This window comes from Salana multivorans (genome assembly GCF_003751805.1).
Lineage (GTDB): Bacteria > Actinomycetota > Actinomycetes > Actinomycetales > Beutenbergiaceae > Salana > Salana multivorans.
Map to the genome: position 1 here is coordinate 2392087 of NZ_RKHQ01000001.1, position 18986 is coordinate 2411072.

The window sequence follows — 18986 nt, forward strand, 5'->3', positions numbered from 1 at the left end:
GAACTCCTCCACTCTAGTCTCGGGGTTATGAAGGACGAAGCAGACGACACGACGTCAGCACCCCCGGCGGCTCTCCACCGCGTCGACGGACCGGCCGACGACCCGACCGGGGAGCTCGTCGCCATCGTCCCGGCGGGTGGCGCGGGGACGCGGCTGTGGCCGCTCTCGCGGCGCTCGCGGCCCAAGTTCCTCCTCGACCTCGTGGGCTCCGGCCGGACGCTGCTCCAGGCGACGGTCGACCGGCTCCTGCCGCTGACCGGCGACGGCGGCGTCTACGTCGTGACCGGCGTCGCGCACGCCGAGGCCGTGGCCGGGCAGCTCCCGGAGCTGCCGGTCGCCAACCTGCTCGCCGAACCCAGCCCGCGGGACTCGATGGCGGCCATCGCCCTCGCCGCCGCCGTCGTCGAGGCGCGGCTCGGCCCGCGGGTCGTCGCGTCGTTCGCCGCCGACCACGTCGTGCCCGACGCCGACCGGTTCCGCGACTGCGTCCGCACGGCGGTGCTGGCGGCGCGCGCGGGCTACGTCACGACCGTCGGGATCGAGGCGACCGGCCCGTCCACCGCGTTCGGCTACATCGAGCGCGGCGAGGAGCTGGCCGCGGTCCCGGGCGCGTTCGGCGTGCGGCGGTTCGTCGAGAAGCCGGACGCCGAGACGGCCGCCGGCTACCTCGCGACCGGCCGGTACTCGTGGAACGCCGGCATGTTCGTCGTGCGCACCGACGTGCTGCTCGGCCACCTCGCGCGGCTGCACCCCGAGCTGGCCGCCGGCGTCCGCGAGATCGCCGCCGCCTGGGACACGGCCGGACGCGACGACGTGCTCGGCCGCGTCTGGCCGACCCTCGAGCGGATCGCGATCGACCACGCGATCGCTGAGCCGGTGGCGGCGCAGGGCGGCGTCGCCGTGGTGCCGGGGACGTTCGGCTGGGACGACGTCGGCGACGTCGACGCGCTCGCCGGGCTGCTGTCCGCCGCTGGGCAGGACGACGCGGCGGCGCCCGTCGTGCTGGCGTCGAGCGAGCCGGGCGCGTCGAGCGGCGAGCCGGGTGACGGGGCGGGCGCCCCGATCGTCGTCATCGACTCCCCGGGCGCGCTCGTCGCCCCCGGCCCCGACGCGCCGGCGATCGCGGTCGTGGGACTGCCGGGCGTCGCCGTCGTGCGCACCGGCGACGCGATCCTCGTCCTGTCCCGGGACGCGGCGCAGGACGTCAAGGGCGTCGTCGACCGGCTGCGCGAGCTGGGTCGCGACGACCTCGTCTGACGCGTCGCGGCCCCGGCCCGGCCACGGCCGGCCGGGGCGGACGGCGGCCGGGCGAGTAACCTCGCCGTCGTGCCTCTCGACTCCACCCCAGCTCACGCCTTCACCGCCGTCGACACCGCCGTCGAGAACCGCATGGACTCCCTGGTCGCGCTGCGCCGCGACATCCACGCCCACCCCGAGACCGCCTGGACCGAGCACCGCACGAGCCAGCTCGTGCTCGACACGCTCGCCGCGGCGGGCCTCGCCCCGCGGATGCTCGGGGCGACCGGCGTCGTCTGCGACATCCCCGCGTCGCCCGGGACGCCGGCCGTCGCCGGCCTCCCGTCGGGGCACCGGACGGTCGCGCTGCGCGCCGACCTCGACGCCCTGCCGGTGACCGAGGAGACCGGGCTGCCGTTCGCCTCGACGCGGCCGGGTGTCTCGCACGCCTGCGGTCACGACGTCCACACCGCCGTCGTGCTCGGCGCGGGGCTGGCGCTCGCCGACCTCGCGCGGGACGGCCTGCTGCCGGTCGACGTCCGGCTCGTGTTCCAGCCCGCCGAGGAGGTCCAGCCCGGTGGCGCCGAGGCGGCGATCGAGGCGGGCGTGCTGGACGGCGTCGAGCAGATCTACGCCGTCCACGCCGATCCCAAGATCGAGGTCGGGACGATCGGCTCGCGCGTCGGGTCCATCACGTCGGCCTCGGACCCGGTCCGCGTGACGCTCCGGTCGCAGGGCGGTCACACGTCGCGCCCGCACATGACGGGCGACGTGGTCTACGCGCTCGGCCAGGTCATCGCGCAGGCCGCCGGCGTCCTCGGGCGGCGGATGGACCCGCGCGCCGGCGTCAACCTCACCTGGGGCGCCGTCCACGCGGGCAACGCGACCAACGCGATCCCGACGTCGGGCAGCCTCCTCGGGACGCTGCGCGTGCTCGACGTCAAGGAGTGGGAGCGCGCCGGGCACGTCCTCGACACGGCGATCGAGCAGATCGTCGCGCCCTACGGGGTCGAGGTCGAGGTCGACCACGTGCGCGGCGTGCCCCCGACCGTCAACGAGGAGGTGGCCACCTCCTACATCGAGGCGGCGGCCGCCGGCGTCGTCGGGTCGGAGAACGTCACGCTGACGGAGCAGTCGCTCGGCGGCGAGGACTTCGGCTGGTACCTGCGCCGGGTGCCCGGCGCGATGGTCCGCCTCGGCGCCCGGACGCCCGGTGCCCCGATCACGGACCTGCACCGCGCGGACCTCGTCATCGACGAGCGCGCGATCGGGATCGGCGCGCGGATGCTCGCGCGCACGGTCGTCGTCGCGGGGAGCAGCCCCGCGCCGCGGCCGTTCCCGGCGGCCTGACGCCGGTCGTCGCGCCGCCCCTTAGCGCCCACAGCACGATTTGGTCACGATTTCCGCGGGCGTCCCACAATGTGACACGCCGGCAACGTGGGTGACCTACGCTGTCTCTCTGCCCCTCGCGTGGGGGCACGACGGCGGAGGCATTGACCTCCCGGTGACCCCGGGGGTGCCGCGTCGTCCGTCCACTGACAAGGAGATCACGTGAAGAAGTCGATCATCGCGGTGGCGGGTGCCGCCGCTGTCGCACTGACGCTGGCCGCCTGCGGCACGGCCCCGGAGTCCGGTTCGGGCTCCTCCGAGACGCCCACGGACACCGCGTCCGAGACCGCTGACGGCGGCGAGACCGAGACGGGCGGCGGCGAGGCCGTCGAGGGCTTCAAGGCCTGCATGGTCTCCGACGCCGGCGGCTTCGACGACCAGTCCTTCAACCAGTCCGGCAAGGAGGGCCTCGACAAGGCCGCCTCCGAGCTCGGTGTCGAGGTCAAGGCGATCGAGTCGCGCGACGACTCCGAGTACGGCCCGAACATCGACAGCCTCATCTCCGACGGCTGCACCTACATCATCGGCGTCGGCTTCCTGCTCGAGCCGGCGATCCAGGCGGCTGGCCGGGCGAACCCGGACCTCCACTTCGGCCTCATCGACTCCGCGCTGTCCAACCCCGACGACTTCTCCACGGTCGAGCTGGACAACGTCAAGCCGCTGCTCTTCAACACGGCCGAGGCCGCGTTCCTCGCGGGCTACGCCGCCGCCGGCATGTCCGAGTCCGGCAAGGTCGGCACGTTCGGCGGTCTGCCGATCCCGTCCGTCACCATCTTCATGGACGGCTTCGCCGACGGCATCAAGCAGTACAACGAGGACAACGGCAAGGCCGTCGAGCTCATCGGCTGGGACAAGGACACCCAGGAGGGCTCCTTCACGGGTGACTTCGACGACCAGTCGAAGGGCCAGGACACCACGCAGGGCTTCCTCGACCAGGGCGTCGACATCGTCATGCCCGTCGCCGGCCCGGTCGGCCTCGGCGCCGCCTCGGCCCTCCAGGCCGCCAACGGCACCATGGTGTGGGTCGACTCCGACGGCTTCAACTCCACGAGCTACGGCGACATCATCCTCACCTCGGTGATGAAGGAGATCGGCCAGGCCGTCTTCGACTCCGTCAAGGCCTCCTCCGAGGGCAGCTTCTCCGCCGAGCCGTACGTCGGCACGCTGGAGAACGGCGGCGTCGGGATCGCCCCGTGGCACGACTTCGAGAGCAAGGTCCCGGCCGAGCTCACGCAGAAGATCGACGAGTACAAGCAGAAGATCATCTCGGGCGAGCTGAAGGTCGAGTCCCCCTCGACCCCGTCCTGACGACGGTCGCGTGACATGAGCTGACCGCGCGCCGAGATCGGCGCGCGGTCGCCAGCGGGGCGGGCCCCACGGCCCGCCCCGCTGTCGTCCCCGGCGCGTGCCCGGACCGGGCCCGCGTGCCAGGATGTGTGTCCTAGGTCACCGTCGGGGACCCGTCCGTGACGCTGCGACACACCTGACCGACCTGACCCAACCGACCAGAAGGAAAGCGCGGATGCGGCTCGAGCTACGGGGCATCACCAAGCGGTTCGGCGACTTCACCGCCAACGACTCCATCGACCTCGTGGTCGAGCCGGGACAGATCCACGCGATCCTCGGCGAGAACGGGGCCGGCAAGAGCACGCTGATGAACGTGCTGTACGGCCTCTACACCCCGGAGGAGGGCGAGATCCTCATCGACGGGGTCCCGCAGCACTTCGCCGGCCCCGGCGACGCGATGCGCGCCGGGATCGGGATGGTCCACCAGCACTTCATGCTGGTCCCGGTCTTCACCGTGACCGAGAACGTCGTCCTCGGCCAGGAGCCGATGGGCGGACCGCTCATCTCCACCGACCGCGCCCGGGCGCTCGTCCGGGACACGGCATCGTCGCTCGGGTTCCAGATCGACCCCGACGCCCTGGTCGGCGACATCTCCGTCGGCGCACAGCAGCGCGTGGAGATCGTCAAGGCGCTGTCCCGCGACGCCCGCCTGCTCATCCTCGACGAGCCGACCGCGGTGCTGACGCCGCAGGAGACCGACGAGCTCATCGAGATCATGCGGCGCCTCGCGGCGAACGGCACGGCGATCCTCTTCATCACCCACAAGCTGCGGGAGATCCGCGCCGTCGCGGACGCCATCACGATCATCCGGCTCGGCCGCGTCGTCGGCACCGCGACGCCGGACGCCCCCGAGACCGAGCTGGCCTCGCTCATGGTCGGCCGGTCGGTGAGCCTCGGCGTCGACCGCGCACCGGCGCAGCCGGGCGAGACCATCCTCGACGTCGCCGGCCTCGTCGTGCGCGACTCGACCGGCGTCCCCGTCGTCGACGACGTGACGCTCTCGGTCGCGCGCGGCGAGATCCTCGCCGTCGCCGGCGTCCAGGGCAACGGCCAGACCGAGCTCGCCGAGGCGATCCTCGGCCTGCGCAAGCCCGACGCTGGCAGCATCTCGTTCGCCGGCCGGCCCGTCGCCGACCTCGACGTGCGGGAACGGCTCGACGCCGGCCTCGGCTACGTGCCGGAGGATCGCTCGACCGACGGCCTCGTCGGCGAGTTCTCGATCACCGAGAACCTCGTCCTCGACCGGGTCGGCGCCCCGCCGGTCTCCCGCGGGGCGGCGCTCGACGTCGGCTGGATGCGCCGCAACGCCACGGATCTCGTCAAGGAGTTCGACGTGCGCACCACGTCGATCGAGCGCGCGGCCGGCACGCTGTCCGGCGGCAACCAGCAGAAGGTCGTGCTCGCCCGCGAGCTGTCCCGCGACCTCAGCCTGCTCGTCGCGTCCCAGCCGACGCGCGGCGTCGACGTCGGGTCGATCGAGTTCCTGCACGAGCGGATCGTCTCCGAGCGGGACAAGGGCGCCGCCGTCGTCATCGTCTCGACCGAGCTGGACGAGGTGCTCGCGCTCGGCGACCGGATCGCCGTCATGTGCGGCGGCCGGCTCGTCGGCATCGTTCCCGGCGGCGAGGACCGCGACGTCCTCGGTCTCATGATGACGGGGATGGACCCGGAGGAGGCCCGGCGCCAGGCGTCGGAGCACCGCACGCTGCTCGGCCAGGCCGATCTCGAGGCCGCCGTCGAGGCGGAGGCCGCCGCGGCGGCGGACACCGGGTTCGGCTGGCCGGTCGGAGCCCCGCAGGAGTCGGTCGCGGTCGTCGTCGACGTCGACGACGTGCCCGACGGCCCACCCGCCGCCGACCCGCCGGACCCCGACCCGACGGACGTCGGGCTGCCGGAGGCGGGCCTGCCGGAGGCGGGCCTGCCCGAGCCGGGCCTGCCCGAGCCGGGCCTGCCGGAGCCGGGCGACGACGCCACCTCGGCCGCGCACGCCGCCGACGCCCAGACCAACGCAACCGACGAGGAGACCCAGCGATGACGACCACGCCATCCTCGCCCGGCGCGGCCCCCGAGGGCGAGCCCCTCGGGCCGGAGCCGGTGAGCGACTCCCCGCTCGCCGGGGGGAGCCAGCCGGAGGCGCCGCAGCAGACGCGCACCGAGTCCTTCCTGCACCAGGTGATGAGCTCCTCCTGGGTGCTCACGCTCGGGGCCGTCGTCCTCGCGATCCTGCTCGGCGCCGTCCTCATCGTCGCGACCGACGCCGAGGTCCAGGCGACCGCCTCCTACTTCTTCGCGCGGCCGAGCGACTTCTTCGCCGCGGCCTGGCGGGCCGCGTCGGAGGCGTACATCGCGCTGTTCCAGGGGGCGATCTACGACTCGAACGCGACCAGCTTCGTCCGCGCGATCCGGCCGATCACCGAGACGCTCACGATCGCGACGCCGCTCATCCTCGCCGGTCTCTCGATCGGTCTCGGCTTCCGCGCCGGCCTGTTCAACATCGGTGGTCAGGGCCAGGTCATCCTCGGCGCGATCGGCGCGACCTGGCTGGGCTTCGCGCTCCACCTGCCCGTCGGGCTGCACCTGCTCGTCGCGCTGCTGGGCGCGGCGGCCGGCGGCGCGATCTGGGCCGGCATCGCCGGTGTCCTCAAGGCGCGCACCGGCGCGCACGAGGTGATCGTCACGATCATGCTCAACAACATCGCCGGCTTCTTCGTGCTGTGGCTCGTCTACACGAAGTACTTCGCCTCCAAGACGCCCGGCGTCTCCAAGCCGATCCAGTCGACCGCGATGCTGCCGAAGCTGCTGCCGGACCCGTTCCGGCTGCACCTGGGCTTCGTCCTCGCGCTCGCGATCGCGGTCGGCGTGTGGTGGCTCATGGAGCGCTCGTCGCTCGGGTTCAAGCTGCGCGCCGTCGGCTCCAACGCCCGGGCCGCGCGGACCGCCGGCATCTCGGTCGCGGCCATGACGGTCGCGGCCATGGCGATCTCGGGGGCGCTGTCGGGGCTCGCGGGCGGCACGCTCGTGCTGGGGACCGAGGGCAAGCTCTCCGCCGCCGTCGTCGGCTCGATCGGCTTCGACGCCATCACGGTGGCGCTGCTGGGCCGGTCCAAGCCGCTCGGCACCGTGCTCGCCGGGCTCCTGTTCGGCGCGCTCGCCGCCGGCGGACGCCTCATGCAGACGCGCACCGGGACGCCGCTCGACCTCGTCCTCGTGCTCCAGTCCTTCATCGTCCTGTTCATCGCGGCGCCCCCGCTCGTGCGGTCGATCTTCCGACTGCCGGCACCGGGCTCCGGCAAGCGCCCCACGCGGGCGAAGCAGGCCACCGTCCCGACCGAGCAGGCAGGAGCCGCGGCATGACCACCACGCTGACCCCGCCCGCGGCCCCGGCGCCCGCGCCGGTCGCGGCCTCGACCGTTCCCGCGGTCCCGGTCCGTCTCCGGACGCCGATCGTCCTCGCGGTCCTGACGCTGCTCACGGCCGTCATGGCCTGGGCGACGCGTCCGGGGCACTCGACGGTCCGCATCTCGACCGACGCCGACTCGATCCAGATCGCCCCCCTCGCCATCCCGGGGCCCCCGGCCGCCTGGGTCCTCACCGTCGGCGTCGCCGTGGCCGCCGGGCTCGCGTTCTGGTACGCGCTCGGCCGCCGCAAGGTCCCGACGTGGCTGGTCGGCCTCGCCGGTCTGTTCGCGTTCCTCACGGTGCTCGTGCTCATCAGCTCGGGCAAGTCGCAGGTCGTGCCGATCACGGGGCTCCTGTTCGGGACGCTGTTCCTCGCCACCCCGCTCGTGTTCGGCGCGCTCTCCGGCGTCGTGTGCGAGCGCGTCGGCATCGTCAACATCGCGATCGAGGCCCAGCTCCTGTTCGGGGCGTTCGCCGCGGCCGTCGTAGCGTCCGTCGCCGGCTCGAGCTACTGGGGGCTCATCGCGGCGCCGCTCGCCGGCGTCGCCGTCGCCGCGCTGCTCGCCTGGTTCTCGATCACCTACCAGGTCAACCAGATCATCGTCGGCGTCGTGCTCAACGTGCTCGTCGTCGGCCTGACCGGCTTCCTGTTCTCGACCGTGCTGCGCGAGACGCCGGGCCTCAACGACCCCATGCGGCTGCCGGTGCTGCCCATCCCGCTGCTGTCGGAGATCCCCGTCATCGGCCCCGTGCTGTTCCGGCAGAACCTGCTCGTCTACCTCATGTACGCGATCGTCATCGGGCTGCAGGTGATGATCTTCCGCTCCCGGTGGGGCCTGCGGCTGCGCGCGGTGGGCGAGCACCCGAAGGCCGCCGACACGGTCGGGATCGACGTCATCCGCACCCGGTGGCGCAACACCCTCCTGGGTGGGGCGATCGCCGGCCTCGGCGGCGCCTTCTTCACGGTCGCGTCGAACCTCGCGTTCGGCAAGGAGATGACGGCCGGCAAGGGCTTCATCGCCCTGGCCGCGATGATCCTCGGGCGGTGGAGCCCGAAGGGCGCCGTCGCCGCGGCGCTCCTGTTCGGCCTCGCCGGCCAGATGCAGGGGCTCATGTCGACGCTCCAGGTGCCCGTGCCGTCGCAGTTCCTCGCGATGATCCCGTACATCGTGACGATCTTCGCCGTCGCCGGGTTCGCCGGGAAGGTGCGCGCACCGGCCGCCGAGGGCATCCCGTATGTCAAGTGACCCCTCGCGCGAGGTCGACTGGGACGCCCTGCGGGCCGAGGCCACCGCGGCGATGCGGCGCGCCTACGCCCCGTACTCCGGCTTCCCGGTCGGCGCGGCCGCGCTCACGACCGACGGCCGGCTGATCAGCGGCTGCAACATCGAGAACGCCGCCTACGGCGTCACGCTGTGCGCCGAGTGCTCGCTCGTCTCGGCGCTCGTCATGGGCGGGGGCGGGCGCCTGGCGGCGTTCACCTGTGTCAACGCCGACGGCGAGGTCATCGCGCCGTGCGGTCGGTGCCGCCAGCTCCTGTGGGAGCACGGCGGGCCCGACCTGCTGGTCGAGACCGCCTGGGCCGGCGTCGTGCCGATGACGCAGGTCCTGCCGGGCGGGTTCGGTCCCGACGACCTCGTGGCCGTCGAGACAAGTCGGAAGAAGCTGGAGCAGCCATGACCGAGTCGTTCGACGCCGTCGACGTCATCAGGACCAAGCGCGACGGGGGCGAGCTCTCGGACGCGCAGATCGCGTGGGTCATCGACGCCTACGTGCGCCAGGTGGTGGCGGAGGAGCAGATGGCCGCGCTGGCCATGGCGATCCTGCTGCGTGGCATGAACCGCCGCGAGATCGCCTCGTGGACCGCCGCGATGATCGCGAGCGGCGAGCGGATGGACTTCTCCTCGCTCCCGCGGCCGACGTCGGACAAGCACTCGACCGGGGGCGTTGGCGACAAGATCACGCTGCCGCTCGCGCCGCTCGTCGCGGTGTTCGACGTCGCGGTGCCGCAGCTCTCCGGCCGCGGCCTCGGTCACACCGGCGGGACGCTCGACAAGCTGGAGTCCATCCCGGGCTGGCGGGCGGCGCTGAGCAACGAGGAGATGATGGCGCAGCTCGCGGACGTCGGCGCCGTCATCTGCCAGGCCGGCTCCGGGCTCGCGCCCGCCGACCGCCGGCTGTACGCGCTGCGCGACGTCACCGGGACGGTGGAGGCGATCCCGCTCATCGCGTCCTCGATCATGAGCAAGAAGATCGCGGAGGGCACGGCGTCGCTCGTGCTCGACGTCAAGGTCGGCTCCGGCGCCTTCATGAAGGACATCGACGCCGCGCGCGAGCTGGCCCGGACGATGGTCGACCTCGGGACGGACGCCGGTGTCGACACCCGCGCGCTGCTGACCGACATGTCGACGCCGCTCGGGCTCACGGTCGGCAACGCGCTCGAGGTGCGCGAGTCGGTCGAGGTGCTGGCCGGTGGCGGCCCCGCCGACGTCGTCGACCTCACGCTCGCGCTGGCGCGGGAGATGCTCGACGCCGCCGGACGCCCCGACGCCGACCCGGCGGCCGCGCTCGCCGACGGCCGCGCGATGGACGCGTGGCGCCGGATGATCGAGGCGCAGGGCGGCGACGCGGACGCGGAGCTGCCGGTCGGTCGGGAGTCCCACGTGGTGACGGCGCCGGCCGACGGCGTGCTGACGCGGCTCGACGCGCTCGGCGTCGGCGTCGCGGCCTGGCGCCTGGGCGCCGGGCGCGCGCGGCGCGAGGACGAGGTCCAGGCCGGCGCGGGGATCGAGCTGCACGCGAAGCCGGGCGGCGCCGTGCGCGCCGGCCAGCCGCTCATGACCCTGTGGACGGACACCCCCGAGCGGTTCGAGCGCGCGCTCGAGGCGCTGGACGGCGCGGCCGTCGTCGGTGGTCCCGAGGACGTCGCGCGGCCGGCGGGGGACGGCGCAACGGGCGTCGTGCTGGAGCGCATCGCCTGAGTCGCGGGCTGGCGGTCCGGGGCCCGGTGTTGCCGCGGCGTCTCCGGTGGCCACGGTGCGGGCGCGTCGGGCCGAACCGGCCGTGGCGTGGCCACGGCGTTCCCGGTGGCCACCGGGTGGCCTCATCGAGTGGAACAGCCGGCCCGGTGGTGGCCTCGGCGGTCGCCGTGGCGCCTAGGGTGGACGGATGCGGCTGCGGACCCGGAGCACCTGGAACCTCACCGCGGCGACCGGGCTCCTCACGGCGCTCGGCGTCGGGGAGCGCGGACTGCCGGACCCCGGCGCGGTCGAGCCCCCGCCCCAGCCGGCGGGGACGATCCCGCGCGAGGCCGCCCTCACCCCGGTGCAGCGCCGGCTCGCGCTCGCGCCGCTGCGCGGCGGCCGCGTCGGCGCCCTGACCTGGGACGGCACCCGCGTCCGCCAGACCAGCCCGGTGACCTGCGGCGCGCTCAGCCTGCTGCTGCTCGCCGCCGCCGGCGACCCCGTGCTCGCGAGCTGGCTCACGACCGGCGCGCGGGTCGGACCCGTCCCGCCGCCCGAGCTCGCCCGGCTCTCGCGCGAGGAGCTGGCCCTCGACGACGTCGCGGCCCGGGTCGCCGTCGCCGAGCGCGCCGTGCACGGCGCCTCGCGGCACGCCACGCTCGGTCCGTTCGACTGGCCGCGCGCCGTCGGCACCCCGCCCTGGGGTGCCGCGCGGGTCGCCAGGTTCCGCGGCGTCGAGTACACGCACACGCCGGTGAACGACGGCGACGTCGCCCGGACCCGCGTCGTCCTCGACACCGTCCGCGCCGCGACGCGGCTGGGCATCCCGGTCCCGCTGTTCACGGGCGGCGACCTCGGTCGCGGGGGCTCGCCGGCCGCCGCCGTCCCGCGGCACGTCGTCCTGGCCGTCCCGCACCGGAACGGGACGTCGGACCTGCGGATCCTCGAGCCGTCGGCCGGGTCGACCTTCCAGGTCCCGATCGACGCGCTGCTCGGCCGGACCCGCGGCCACGCGGCGCTCGGCGGCTGGAGCCACGTCGTGTGGGCCGTGCTCCCGCGCAGCGCCTACCGCTAGTCGCCGCGGCGCCAGCGCCGATCAGCGGGTGGGACGCCGCGAGGGCGTGCGTGGCACGCGATGCATCTCGAACGGCGGGGTCGCATCGTCGACGCCGCGCCGACCGGCCCGGTTCGCCGCCCGGTTCGCCGCCCGGCGCGGCTACCGTTGTCGTCATGACGAACGAGGTCCCCGACGCCATGCCCACCCTCTCCGAGAGCCTCATCCTCGCCCTGCCGAAGGTCGTGCTGCACGACCACCTCGACGGCGGCCTGCGGCCCACCACCCTGCTCGAGCTCGCGGAGGACATCGGCCACGAGCTGCCGGCGTCCGACCCCGACGAGCTCGCGGCCTGGTTCGTCTCCGCGGCCGACTCCGGCTCGCTCGTGCGCTACCTCGAGACCTTCGACCACACGGTCGCGGTCATGCAGACGGCCGAGGGGCTGCGCCGCGTCGCGCGGGACGCGGTCGTCGACCTCGCCGCCGACGGCGTCGTCTACGCCGAGCAGCGCTACGCGCCCGAGCAGCACCTGCAGCGCGGCCTCACGCTCCAGGAGGTCGTCGACGCCGTGCAGGAGGGCCTCGCCGAGGGCGTCGCCGCGGCGGCCGAGCTGGGCCGCACGATCCAGGTCGGCACGCTCATCACCGCCATGCGGCACGCCGACCGGGCGACCGAGATCGCCGAGCTCGCCCTCGCGAACCGCACGCGCGGCGTCGTCGGCTTCGACATCGCCGGAGCCGAGCTGGGCTTCCCGGCGACGAACCACCGCGCCGCCTTCGACCTGCTGCGCGAGAACCTGCTCCCCGTCACCATCCACGCGGGCGAGGCCGACGGCATCGACTCCGTGTTCGGCGCGCTCCAGATGGGCGCCCTGCGGCTCGGGCACGGCATCCGGATCATGGACGACGTCGAGCTGGCCCCCGACGCCCCGCTCGAGACGGCGCGGCTCGGCCTCGTGGCGCAGTGGGTGCGCGACCGGCAGATCCCGCTCGAGGTCTCGCCGACCTCGAACCTCCAGACGGGGGGCGCCACCTCGATCGAGGCGCACCCGATCACGCTGCTGCGCGACCTCGGCTTCGCCGTCACCGTGAACACCGACAACCGGCTGATGTCGGGGACGAGCGTGTCCCGCGAGATGACGCTGCTCGCCTCGGAGGCCGGCTGGACCCTCGACGACCTCGAGCAGGCGACGCTCCAGGCCGCCTGGGCCGCGTTCGCGCACCGCCCGGAGCTCGAGCGGATCGTCGTCGACCAGATCCTGCCCGGCTTCGAGGCCGCGCGCGGCTGACGCCTCCGTCGAGCGTGGGTTCGGCACCGCGTCCCGGTGCCGAACCCACGCTCGCGGCGGGTCAGGGGGCGAGCCAGACCGTGGTTGCGCCGGGCAGCGTGCCGTCGAGCCGGCGGCTGGCCAGGACGACCCGACCGGCCGGGAGCTCGGCCGGCTCGCCGCCGAAGTTCGTCACGACCTCCCACCCGTTCGGCCTGCGGAAGCGCAGCACGTCCTCGCTCCCGGTCTCGACCCACTCGAGCGTCTCGGCGGCCTGCAGCTCACGCCGCAGCCGGAGCGCCTCGCGGTAGAGCGTGAGGCTGGAGTCGGGGTCGCCGTCCTCGACCTCGACGGCGTACTCGGCGAACCAGTCCGGCTGCGGGAGGTGCGGCGGCTGGGGCTCCGCGCCCTCGCCGAACCCGAGCGAGGCGCCGCTCGCCCGCCAGGGCAGAGGCACGCGGCAGCCGTCGCGGCCGAGCCCGTCGTACGTCCACGTCCCCTGGTCGAGCGACCGGTGGTAGGCCGGGTCCTGGCGCCGGTCGCCGGGCAGGTCCCCGACCTCCGGCAGGCCGAGCTCCTCGCCCTGGTAGAGGTAGGTGCTGCCGGGCAGCCCGAGCAGGAACAGCGTGGCGGCCCGCGCCCGCCGGGCACCGAGCTCGCGGTCCACCCCGTCCGCCGGCGCGCCCGCGAGCATCCACTCGACGCCCTGCTTGCCCTCGCGGCCCGCGAGCGGCGGGAGGCCGTACCGCGTCGCGTGCCGGGTGACGTCGTGGTTCGACAGGACCCACGTCGAGGAGGAGCCGGCCGCGGCCGACTGCGCCAGGTTCTCCGTCACGATCCGGCGGAACTGCCCGGCGTCGAAGTCGGCCGTCAGCAGGTCGAAGTTGAACGCCTGGCCCAGGCTGGTCGGCGCGGCGTACCGCGCGCGGCGCTCCGGGGTCGCCACCCAGGCCTCGGCGACGGCGATCCGCGGCGGGTCGTAGGAGTCGAACACCTCGCGCCACGTGGCGTAGACGTCCTGGACCTCGTCGCGGTCCTCGAGCGGGTGGGTGCCCGACGTCCGGTCCATCGCCGCCAGCTCGGCCCGGCTGGGCAGGGTCTCGGGCAGGTCCTTGAGCAGCAGGTGCGCCACGTCGACGCGGAAGCCGTCGACGCCCCGGTCCGACCAGAACCGCAGCGTGGTGAGGAACTCCTCGCGCACGTCCGGGTGGTCCCAGTTGAAGTCGGGCTGCTCCCGCGCGAACGTGTGCAGGTACCACTGCCCGTCGCCGACCGGCTCCCAGGCCGGGCCGCCGAAGGCGGCCGTCCAGTCCGCCGGCGGCAGCTCGCCGTTCTCGCCGAGGCCGTCGCGGAAGATGTACCGGTCGCGCTCGGGCGATCCGGCGGGCGCGGCGAGGGCGGCGCGGAAGAAGGCGTGCCGGTCGGAGGAGTGGTTGGGGACGATGTCGACGATGACGCGGATGCCAGCCGCGTGCAGGGCGGCCGTCATCTCGTCGAAGTCGGCGAGGGTGCCGATGCGCGGGTCGACGTCGCGGTAGTCGTCGACGTCGTACCCGCCGTCGGCCAGCGCCGAGGGGTAGAACGGGCTGAGCCACACCGCGTCGACGCCGAGCTCGCGCAGGTAGGGGACGCGTGACGTGACGCCGCGCAGGTCGCCGATCCCGTTCCCGTCGAGGTCGGCGAAGCTGCGCGGGTAGATCTGGTAGACGACGGCCTGGCGCCACCAGTCGGCGGACGGCGACGTCGCGGGACGGGGCTGCTCGATGGTGCTCACGAACGGGTCCAATCTCGGGGGTGGTCTGCGGGGCGCGCTGGCGGTCGGCGGTCAGCCGGGAGCCGAGCGTCGCGGGTCGGTCAGATGGCGATCGCGGCCTCGACGTCGGCGGCGACCGCGGCGAGGCGCTCGCGTGCCCTCCATCGTGCCCCATCGACCGGCTCGTCGTCGGCGATCGGGACGAGGACGTCGAGGTAGGCCTTGAGCTTCGGCTCGGTGCCGCTGGGGCGGACGACGACGCGGGTGGCGTCGAGCGTCTCGAACCACATCCCGTCGGTCGGCGGCACCCGGTAGGCGCCGCCGTTGACGCCGTCGGCGTCGGGCACGTCGAGCCCGTCGGCGAGGTCGATCACGCGCGTCACGGGTGAGCCGCCGAGGGAGGACGGGGGCTGCGAGCGCAGCCGCGCCATGGCGTCGCCGATGAGGGAGACGTCATCGACGCGCACGGTGACCGGCGCCGACAGGTAGAGGCCGTCCCGCCGGGCGAGGGCGTCGAGCACGTCCGTCAGCGACCCGCCGTCCGCGCGGGCGCGGGCCAGCAGGTTGACGATGGCAACCGAGGCGGAGATGCCGTCCTTGTCGCGCACGACGTCGGGGGCGACGCAGTAGCCGAGGGCCTCCTCGTACCCGAGGACGAGGCCCGGGACGCGGGAGATCCACTTGAAGCCCGTGAGCGTCGCGCGGTGGCGCAGCCCGTGGGCGCGGGCGATCGCGGCGAGGTGGCGCGAGGAGACGATCGAGCACGCGAGGACCGGGACGTCCGCCGGCTCCGCGTCGCCCCCGTCGCCCGACGCGTCCGCGTCGCCCCCGTCGCCCGCCTCGCCGGGCGCGAGCGCCTGGGCCGCCGCCTCCCCGAGCAGCGAGCCGACCTCGTCCCCGGACAGGCGGCGCCACCCGCCGTCCGCCGCCCCGTCGGGGACGGCGACGGCGCACCGGTCGGCGTCGGGGTCGACGGCGAGGACCAGATCGGCGTCGACCTCGCGGGCGAGCGCGAACGCGAGGTCCATCGCGCCGGGCTCCTCGGGGTTGGGGAAGGCGACCGTCGGGAAGGCCGCGTCCGGCTCGGCCTGCGCGGCCACCGTGTGCAGGTCCGTCACGCCGGCCCGGACGAGCGCCGAGGTGAGCGTGGCGCCGCCGACGCCGTGCATCGCCGTCGTGACGACGCGCAGCGCGCCGACGCCCCGCTCGACCGGCTGCCGCGCGATGGCGGCGAGGTAGTCCGCGTGGATCGTGTCGTCGAGCACCCGCCAGCCGGACTCGGCGCGCGGGATGTCGGCCACCTGCTTGACGGCGGCGATCCGCTCGGCGATCGCGGCGTCGTACGGCGGGACGATCTGGGCGCCGCTGCCCGAGCCGGTGACGATCCGGCCACCGAGGTAGACCTTGCACCCGTTGTCGGCGGCCGGGTTGTGCGACGCCGTCACCATGACCCCGGCGTCCGCGCCGAGGTGGCGGACGGCGAACGCGAGGATCGGCGTCGGCCACTCCTGCGGCATGAGCAGGGCCTCGCCGCCGGCAGCGGTCACCACGGCCGCCGTGTCGAGCGCGAACACGCGGGAGTAGTGCCGCGCGTCGTAGCCGATGACGACGCGGGGACGCCCACCCGTGGCCGCGAGCTCCGCCCGGAGGAATGCGACCAGGCCGGCTGCGGCGCGCAGCACGACGGCCCGGTTCATCCGGTTGCTCCCGGCCCCGATCGCACCCCGCAGCCCGGCGGTGCCGAACTGGAGCGTGCCGGAGAACCGGTCGGTGAGCTCGCGGATCGCGTCGGCGTCGCCCTGCTCGGCCGCGTGGACGAGGGCGGTGGCCTCGGCCGCCGTCGCCTCGTCCGGGTCGTCGGCGAGCCACGCGAGCGCGCGCGGGAGCACCCAGTCGGCGAGCCGGTCGAGACCGAGGGCATCGCCGGGGCACGGGGTGCGGGCTGACATCGTCATCGGCTCCGTCTCAGGTCCAGCGCGGGGCTGGTGGCAGGTGCGGGACGCCGGAGGGTCACAGGCTCCGGACGATGGAGGCGAGCAGGGCGCTGATCCGCGGCCCCGCGGCCTTGCCGGCCTCGATGACCTCGGCGTGCGACAGCGGCGTGGGGGAGATGCCGGCGGCCGCGTTGGTCACGAGCGAGAGGCCGAGCACGTCGAGGCCGGCCTGGCGCGCGGCGATCGCCTCGAGCGTCGTCGACATCCCGACGAGGTCGCCGCCGATGATGCCGGCCATGCGGACCTCGGCGGGGCTCTCGTAGTGCGGGCCGCGGAACTGGACGTAGACGCCCTCGTCCAGCGAGGGGTCGACGCGGCGGGCGAGCTCGCGCAGGCGGGGTGTGTAGAGGTCGGTGAGGTCGACGAACGTCGCCCCCTCCAGCGGGGACTGCGCCGTGAGGTTGATGTGGTCGCGGATGAGCACGGGCGTGCCGGGCGCCCAGTCCGGGTTGAGCCCGCCGCAGCCGTTCGTCAGCACGATCGTCCGGGCGCCGGCGGCCGCGGCCGTGCGGACCCCGTGCGCGACGCGGCGCACGCCCCGGCCCTCGTACAGGTGCGTGCGCGAGCCGAGGACGAGCGCGTACGTGTCCTCGCCGTAGGCGCCCTCGCCGGTCGGCGCGTGCTCGTCGTGCTCGATCCGGATCGACCGGATGGTCGCGCCGTGACCCGCGACGGCCGGCGCCGAGAAGCCGACGATCCGCTCGGCCGGGATCTCGGCGACCGTCTCGCCGAGCAGGTCGGCTGCCCCGCCCCAGCCCGACCCGAGGACGAGCGCGACGTCGTGGCGCGTGACGCCCGTCTCGGCGGCGATCTGGAGCGCGGCGGCCTCGGCGACGGCGAACGGGTCGGTGCGCGGGTCGTCGAGGTCGAGCTGGGCGGGTGAGGCGGACGCGGTGGAGGCAGTGGTGTCGGTCACGTCTGCACGCTAGTCCCCCCGTGTCGCGCGCGCGAGGGTTGCGTGCCGACACGGTCGGCGGGACCGGTCCGACACGGCCGGCCGGAGGACCGGAGTAGGGCGCGGCACGACCGACTCGGCATGATGGGCGCATGGTGACCGGAGCAGCGCAGCCCCAACCCGAGTCGGCGACCACCGCGGCGACCGTCAGCCCCGCCGAGCCGCACCGCGGCGCGTCGGCCACGCGGCGGGGCAGTCGCGTCGTCGTCGTCGGCGGCGGCCCGGGCGGCTACGAGGCGGCGCTCGTGGCGCGTCAGCTCGGCTCCGACGTGACGCTGGTCGAGCGGCGCGGCGTCGGGGGAGCTGCCGTGCTCACGGACGTCGTGCCGTCGAAGACACTCATCGCGACGGCCGAGTGGCTCACGCTCGTCGAGAGCGCGGACGAGCTGGGGATCCGGATCGCCGGGTCGGCCACCCCGGCCGGCGCGCCGACCCCCGACGTCGAGCCGGCCGTCTTCGACGTCGACCTCGGCGCCGTCAACGAGCGCGTCCGCGCGCTGGCCGAGCAGCAGTCGAACGACATCGCCGGCCGACTCGAGCGCGAGGGCATCCGGATCATCCACGGCACGGGTCGCCTGTCCGCGCCCGACACCGTCGTGGCCGAGGAGCGCACGCCCGGCTCCGGCCCCGGGCGCGAGCACCGGCTCGACGCGGACGTCGTCCTCGTCTCGACGGGGGTCTCGCCCCGCGTGCTCCCGACGGCGGTGCCCGACGGCGAGCGCATCCTCACCTGGACGCAGGTGTACAACCTCACGGCGATGCCGGAGCGGCTCGTCGTCGTCGGGTCGGGCGTCACGGGCGCCGAGTTCGCGGGCGCGTTCGCCGCGCTCGGAGCCGACGTCGTGCTCGTCTCGAGCCGCGACCGCGTGCTGCCGGGCAACGACGCCGACGCGGCCGAGCTCATCGAGGACGTGTTCTGCCGCCGCGGGATGACCGTCATGGCGAACTCGCGCGCCGTCTCGGCCACGCGGCACGGCGACGAGGTGGTGGTCGAGCTGCAGGACGGCCGCAGCGTCACCGGCTCGCACTGCCTCATGGCGGTCGGCGGCGTCCCGAACACCGCGGGGCTCGGACTGCACGACGCCGGCGTCGAGCTGACGCCGAGCGGGCACGTGCTGGTGGACCGGGTCTCCCGCACGACGACGCGCGGCATCTACGCCGCCGGCGACGTCACGGGCGTCTTCCCGCTGGCATCCGTCGCGGCGACGCAGGGCCGGGTCGCGATGTGGCACGCGCTCGGCGACGCGGTCTCCCCCCTCGACACCAGCCGCGTCCCCGCGACCGTGTTCACCTCGCCCGAGATCGCGACGGTCGGCATCGGGGAGGCCGAGGCGGCCGCGCGCGGCGCGCGCGTCGTCACGGTGCCGCTGCCGCGCAACCCGCGCGCGAAGATGCTCGACGTGCGCGAGGGCTTCATCAAGCTGATCGCCCGGGAGGGTGACGGCACGATCCTCGGCGGCGTCGTGGTCGGGCCGCGCGCGAGCGAGCTGATCTACCCGATCACGCTGGCCGTCGCGAACCGCCGCACGGCCGACCAGCTTGCGAACTCCATGACCATCTACCCGTCGCTCTCCGGCTCGATCGCCGAGGCCGCGCGCCAGCTCCACGAGCCGCTGCACTCCTAGCCG

Annotated in this window: 14 protein-coding genes; 11 read left to right on the top strand and 3 right to left on the bottom strand. The window is 74.6% G+C overall.

Annotation, left to right across the window (positions count from 1 at the left end; all coding sequences use genetic code 11):
* Positions 1-27 precede the first annotated feature (27 nt).
* The 10 genes from EDD28_RS10290 to EDD28_RS10335 all read left to right on the top strand — a co-directional run bounded on the left by EDD28_RS10290 (position 28) and on the right by EDD28_RS10335 (position 12677).
* A complete protein-coding gene (locus EDD28_RS10290) occupies positions 28-1257 on the top strand; it encodes a mannose-1-phosphate guanylyltransferase (RefSeq protein ID WP_123739522.1) in 1230 nt (409 codons plus the stop codon).
* A gap of 69 nt (positions 1258-1326) precedes the next feature.
* On the top strand, positions 1327-2586 hold the full coding sequence (locus tag EDD28_RS10295; protein ID WP_425469969.1) for an amidohydrolase: 1260 nt from the start codon (positions 1327-1329) through the stop codon (positions 2584-2586).
* Positions 2587-2787: 201 nt separating this feature from the next.
* The gene (locus EDD28_RS10300; RefSeq protein ID WP_123739523.1) at positions 2788-3933 is read left to right on the top strand and encodes a BMP family lipoprotein; all 1146 of its coding nucleotides are present in this window, start codon (positions 2788-2790) and stop codon (positions 3931-3933) included.
* A 214-nt stretch (positions 3934-4147) separates the two neighbouring features.
* Positions 4148-6007 carry an ATP-binding cassette domain-containing protein gene (locus tag EDD28_RS10305; protein WP_170169423.1) on the top strand — a complete coding sequence of 620 codons (1860 nt, stop codon included), beginning with the start codon at positions 4148-4150 and terminating at the stop codon, positions 6005-6007.
* Positions 6004-7326, top strand: a complete 1323-nt coding sequence (locus EDD28_RS10310; RefSeq protein ID WP_123739524.1) for an ABC transporter permease — start codon at positions 6004-6006, stop codon at positions 7324-7326. The genes EDD28_RS10305 and EDD28_RS10310 overlap by 4 nt, the downstream gene beginning before the upstream one ends.
* Positions 7323-8618, top strand: a complete 1296-nt coding sequence (locus EDD28_RS10315; RefSeq protein WP_123739525.1) for an ABC transporter permease — start codon at positions 7323-7325, stop codon at positions 8616-8618. Before EDD28_RS10310 ends, EDD28_RS10315 begins: the two co-directional genes overlap by 4 nt.
* Entirely contained in the window at positions 8608-9051 is a 444-nt protein-coding gene (locus EDD28_RS10320) for a cytidine deaminase (protein WP_123739526.1), read from the top strand. Before EDD28_RS10315 ends, EDD28_RS10320 begins: the two co-directional genes overlap by 11 nt.
* Positions 9048-10352: a thymidine phosphorylase gene (locus tag EDD28_RS10325; protein WP_123739527.1), complete on the top strand. Its 1305-nt coding sequence runs from the start codon at positions 9048-9050 to the stop codon at positions 10350-10352. Before EDD28_RS10320 ends, EDD28_RS10325 begins: the two co-directional genes overlap by 4 nt.
* A 187-nt stretch (positions 10353-10539) precedes the next feature.
* A complete protein-coding gene (locus EDD28_RS10330; protein WP_123739528.1) occupies positions 10540-11409 on the top strand; it encodes a hypothetical protein in 870 nt (289 codons plus the stop codon).
* A 155-nt stretch (positions 11410-11564) separates the two neighbouring features.
* Positions 11565-12677 (top strand): adenosine deaminase, encoded by a 1113-nt coding sequence (locus EDD28_RS10335; protein ID WP_123739529.1) that lies wholly within the window; start codon positions 11565-11567, stop codon positions 12675-12677.
* Between the two features lie 61 nt (positions 12678-12738).
* Here EDD28_RS10335 and EDD28_RS10340 read toward each other — a convergent pair whose 3' ends face one another.
* The 3 genes from EDD28_RS10340 to EDD28_RS10350 form a co-directional block, all read right to left on the bottom strand.
* The gene (locus EDD28_RS10340) at positions 12739-14430 is read right to left on the bottom strand and encodes a glycoside hydrolase family 13 protein (RefSeq protein WP_123739530.1); all 1692 of its coding nucleotides are present in this window, start codon (positions 14428-14430) and stop codon (positions 12739-12741) included.
* An 80-nt stretch (positions 14431-14510) separates the two neighbouring features.
* A complete protein-coding gene (locus EDD28_RS10345; RefSeq protein WP_342769935.1) occupies positions 14511-16364 on the bottom strand; it encodes a phospho-sugar mutase in 1854 nt (617 codons plus the stop codon).
* Between the two features lie 55 nt (positions 16365-16419).
* Positions 16420-17319, bottom strand: coding sequence for a purine-nucleoside phosphorylase (locus tag EDD28_RS10350; RefSeq protein ID WP_123739531.1), 900 nt, complete (start codon positions 17317-17319; stop codon positions 16420-16422).
* A gap of 131 nt (positions 17320-17450) precedes the next feature.
* Here EDD28_RS10350 and EDD28_RS10355 point away from each other — a divergent pair, with 131 nt between their 5' ends.
* Positions 17451-18983, top strand: coding sequence for an NAD(P)H-quinone dehydrogenase (locus EDD28_RS10355; RefSeq protein ID WP_123739532.1), 1533 nt, complete (start codon positions 17451-17453; stop codon positions 18981-18983).
* The last annotated feature ends 3 nt before the right edge of the window (positions 18984-18986 follow it).

Coding starts and splice junctions, on each gene's coding strand:
- EDD28_RS10290 (WP_123739522.1), top strand. CDS start 28: ATGAAGGACGAAGCAGACGACACGACGTCAGCACCCCCGGCGGCTCTC.
- EDD28_RS10305 (WP_170169423.1), top strand. CDS start 4,148: ATGCGGCTCGAGCTACGGGGCATCACCAAGCGGTTCGGCGACTTCACC.
- EDD28_RS10310 (WP_123739524.1), top strand. CDS start 6,004: ATGACGACCACGCCATCCTCGCCCGGCGCGGCCCCCGAGGGCGAGCCC.
- EDD28_RS10315 (WP_123739525.1), top strand. CDS start 7,323: ATGACCACCACGCTGACCCCGCCCGCGGCCCCGGCGCCCGCGCCGGTC.
- EDD28_RS10320 (WP_123739526.1), top strand. CDS start 8,608: ATGTCAAGTGACCCCTCGCGCGAGGTCGACTGGGACGCCCTGCGGGCC.
- EDD28_RS10325 (WP_123739527.1), top strand. CDS start 9,048: ATGACCGAGTCGTTCGACGCCGTCGACGTCATCAGGACCAAGCGCGAC.
- EDD28_RS10330 (WP_123739528.1), top strand. CDS start 10,540: ATGCGGCTGCGGACCCGGAGCACCTGGAACCTCACCGCGGCGACCGGG.
- EDD28_RS10335 (WP_123739529.1), top strand. CDS start 11,565: ATGACGAACGAGGTCCCCGACGCCATGCCCACCCTCTCCGAGAGCCTC.
- EDD28_RS10345 (WP_342769935.1), bottom strand. CDS start 16,364: ATGACGATGTCAGCCCGCACCCCGTGCCCCGGCGATGCCCTCGGTCTC.
- EDD28_RS10355 (WP_123739532.1), top strand. CDS start 17,451: ATGGTGACCGGAGCAGCGCAGCCCCAACCCGAGTCGGCGACCACCGCG.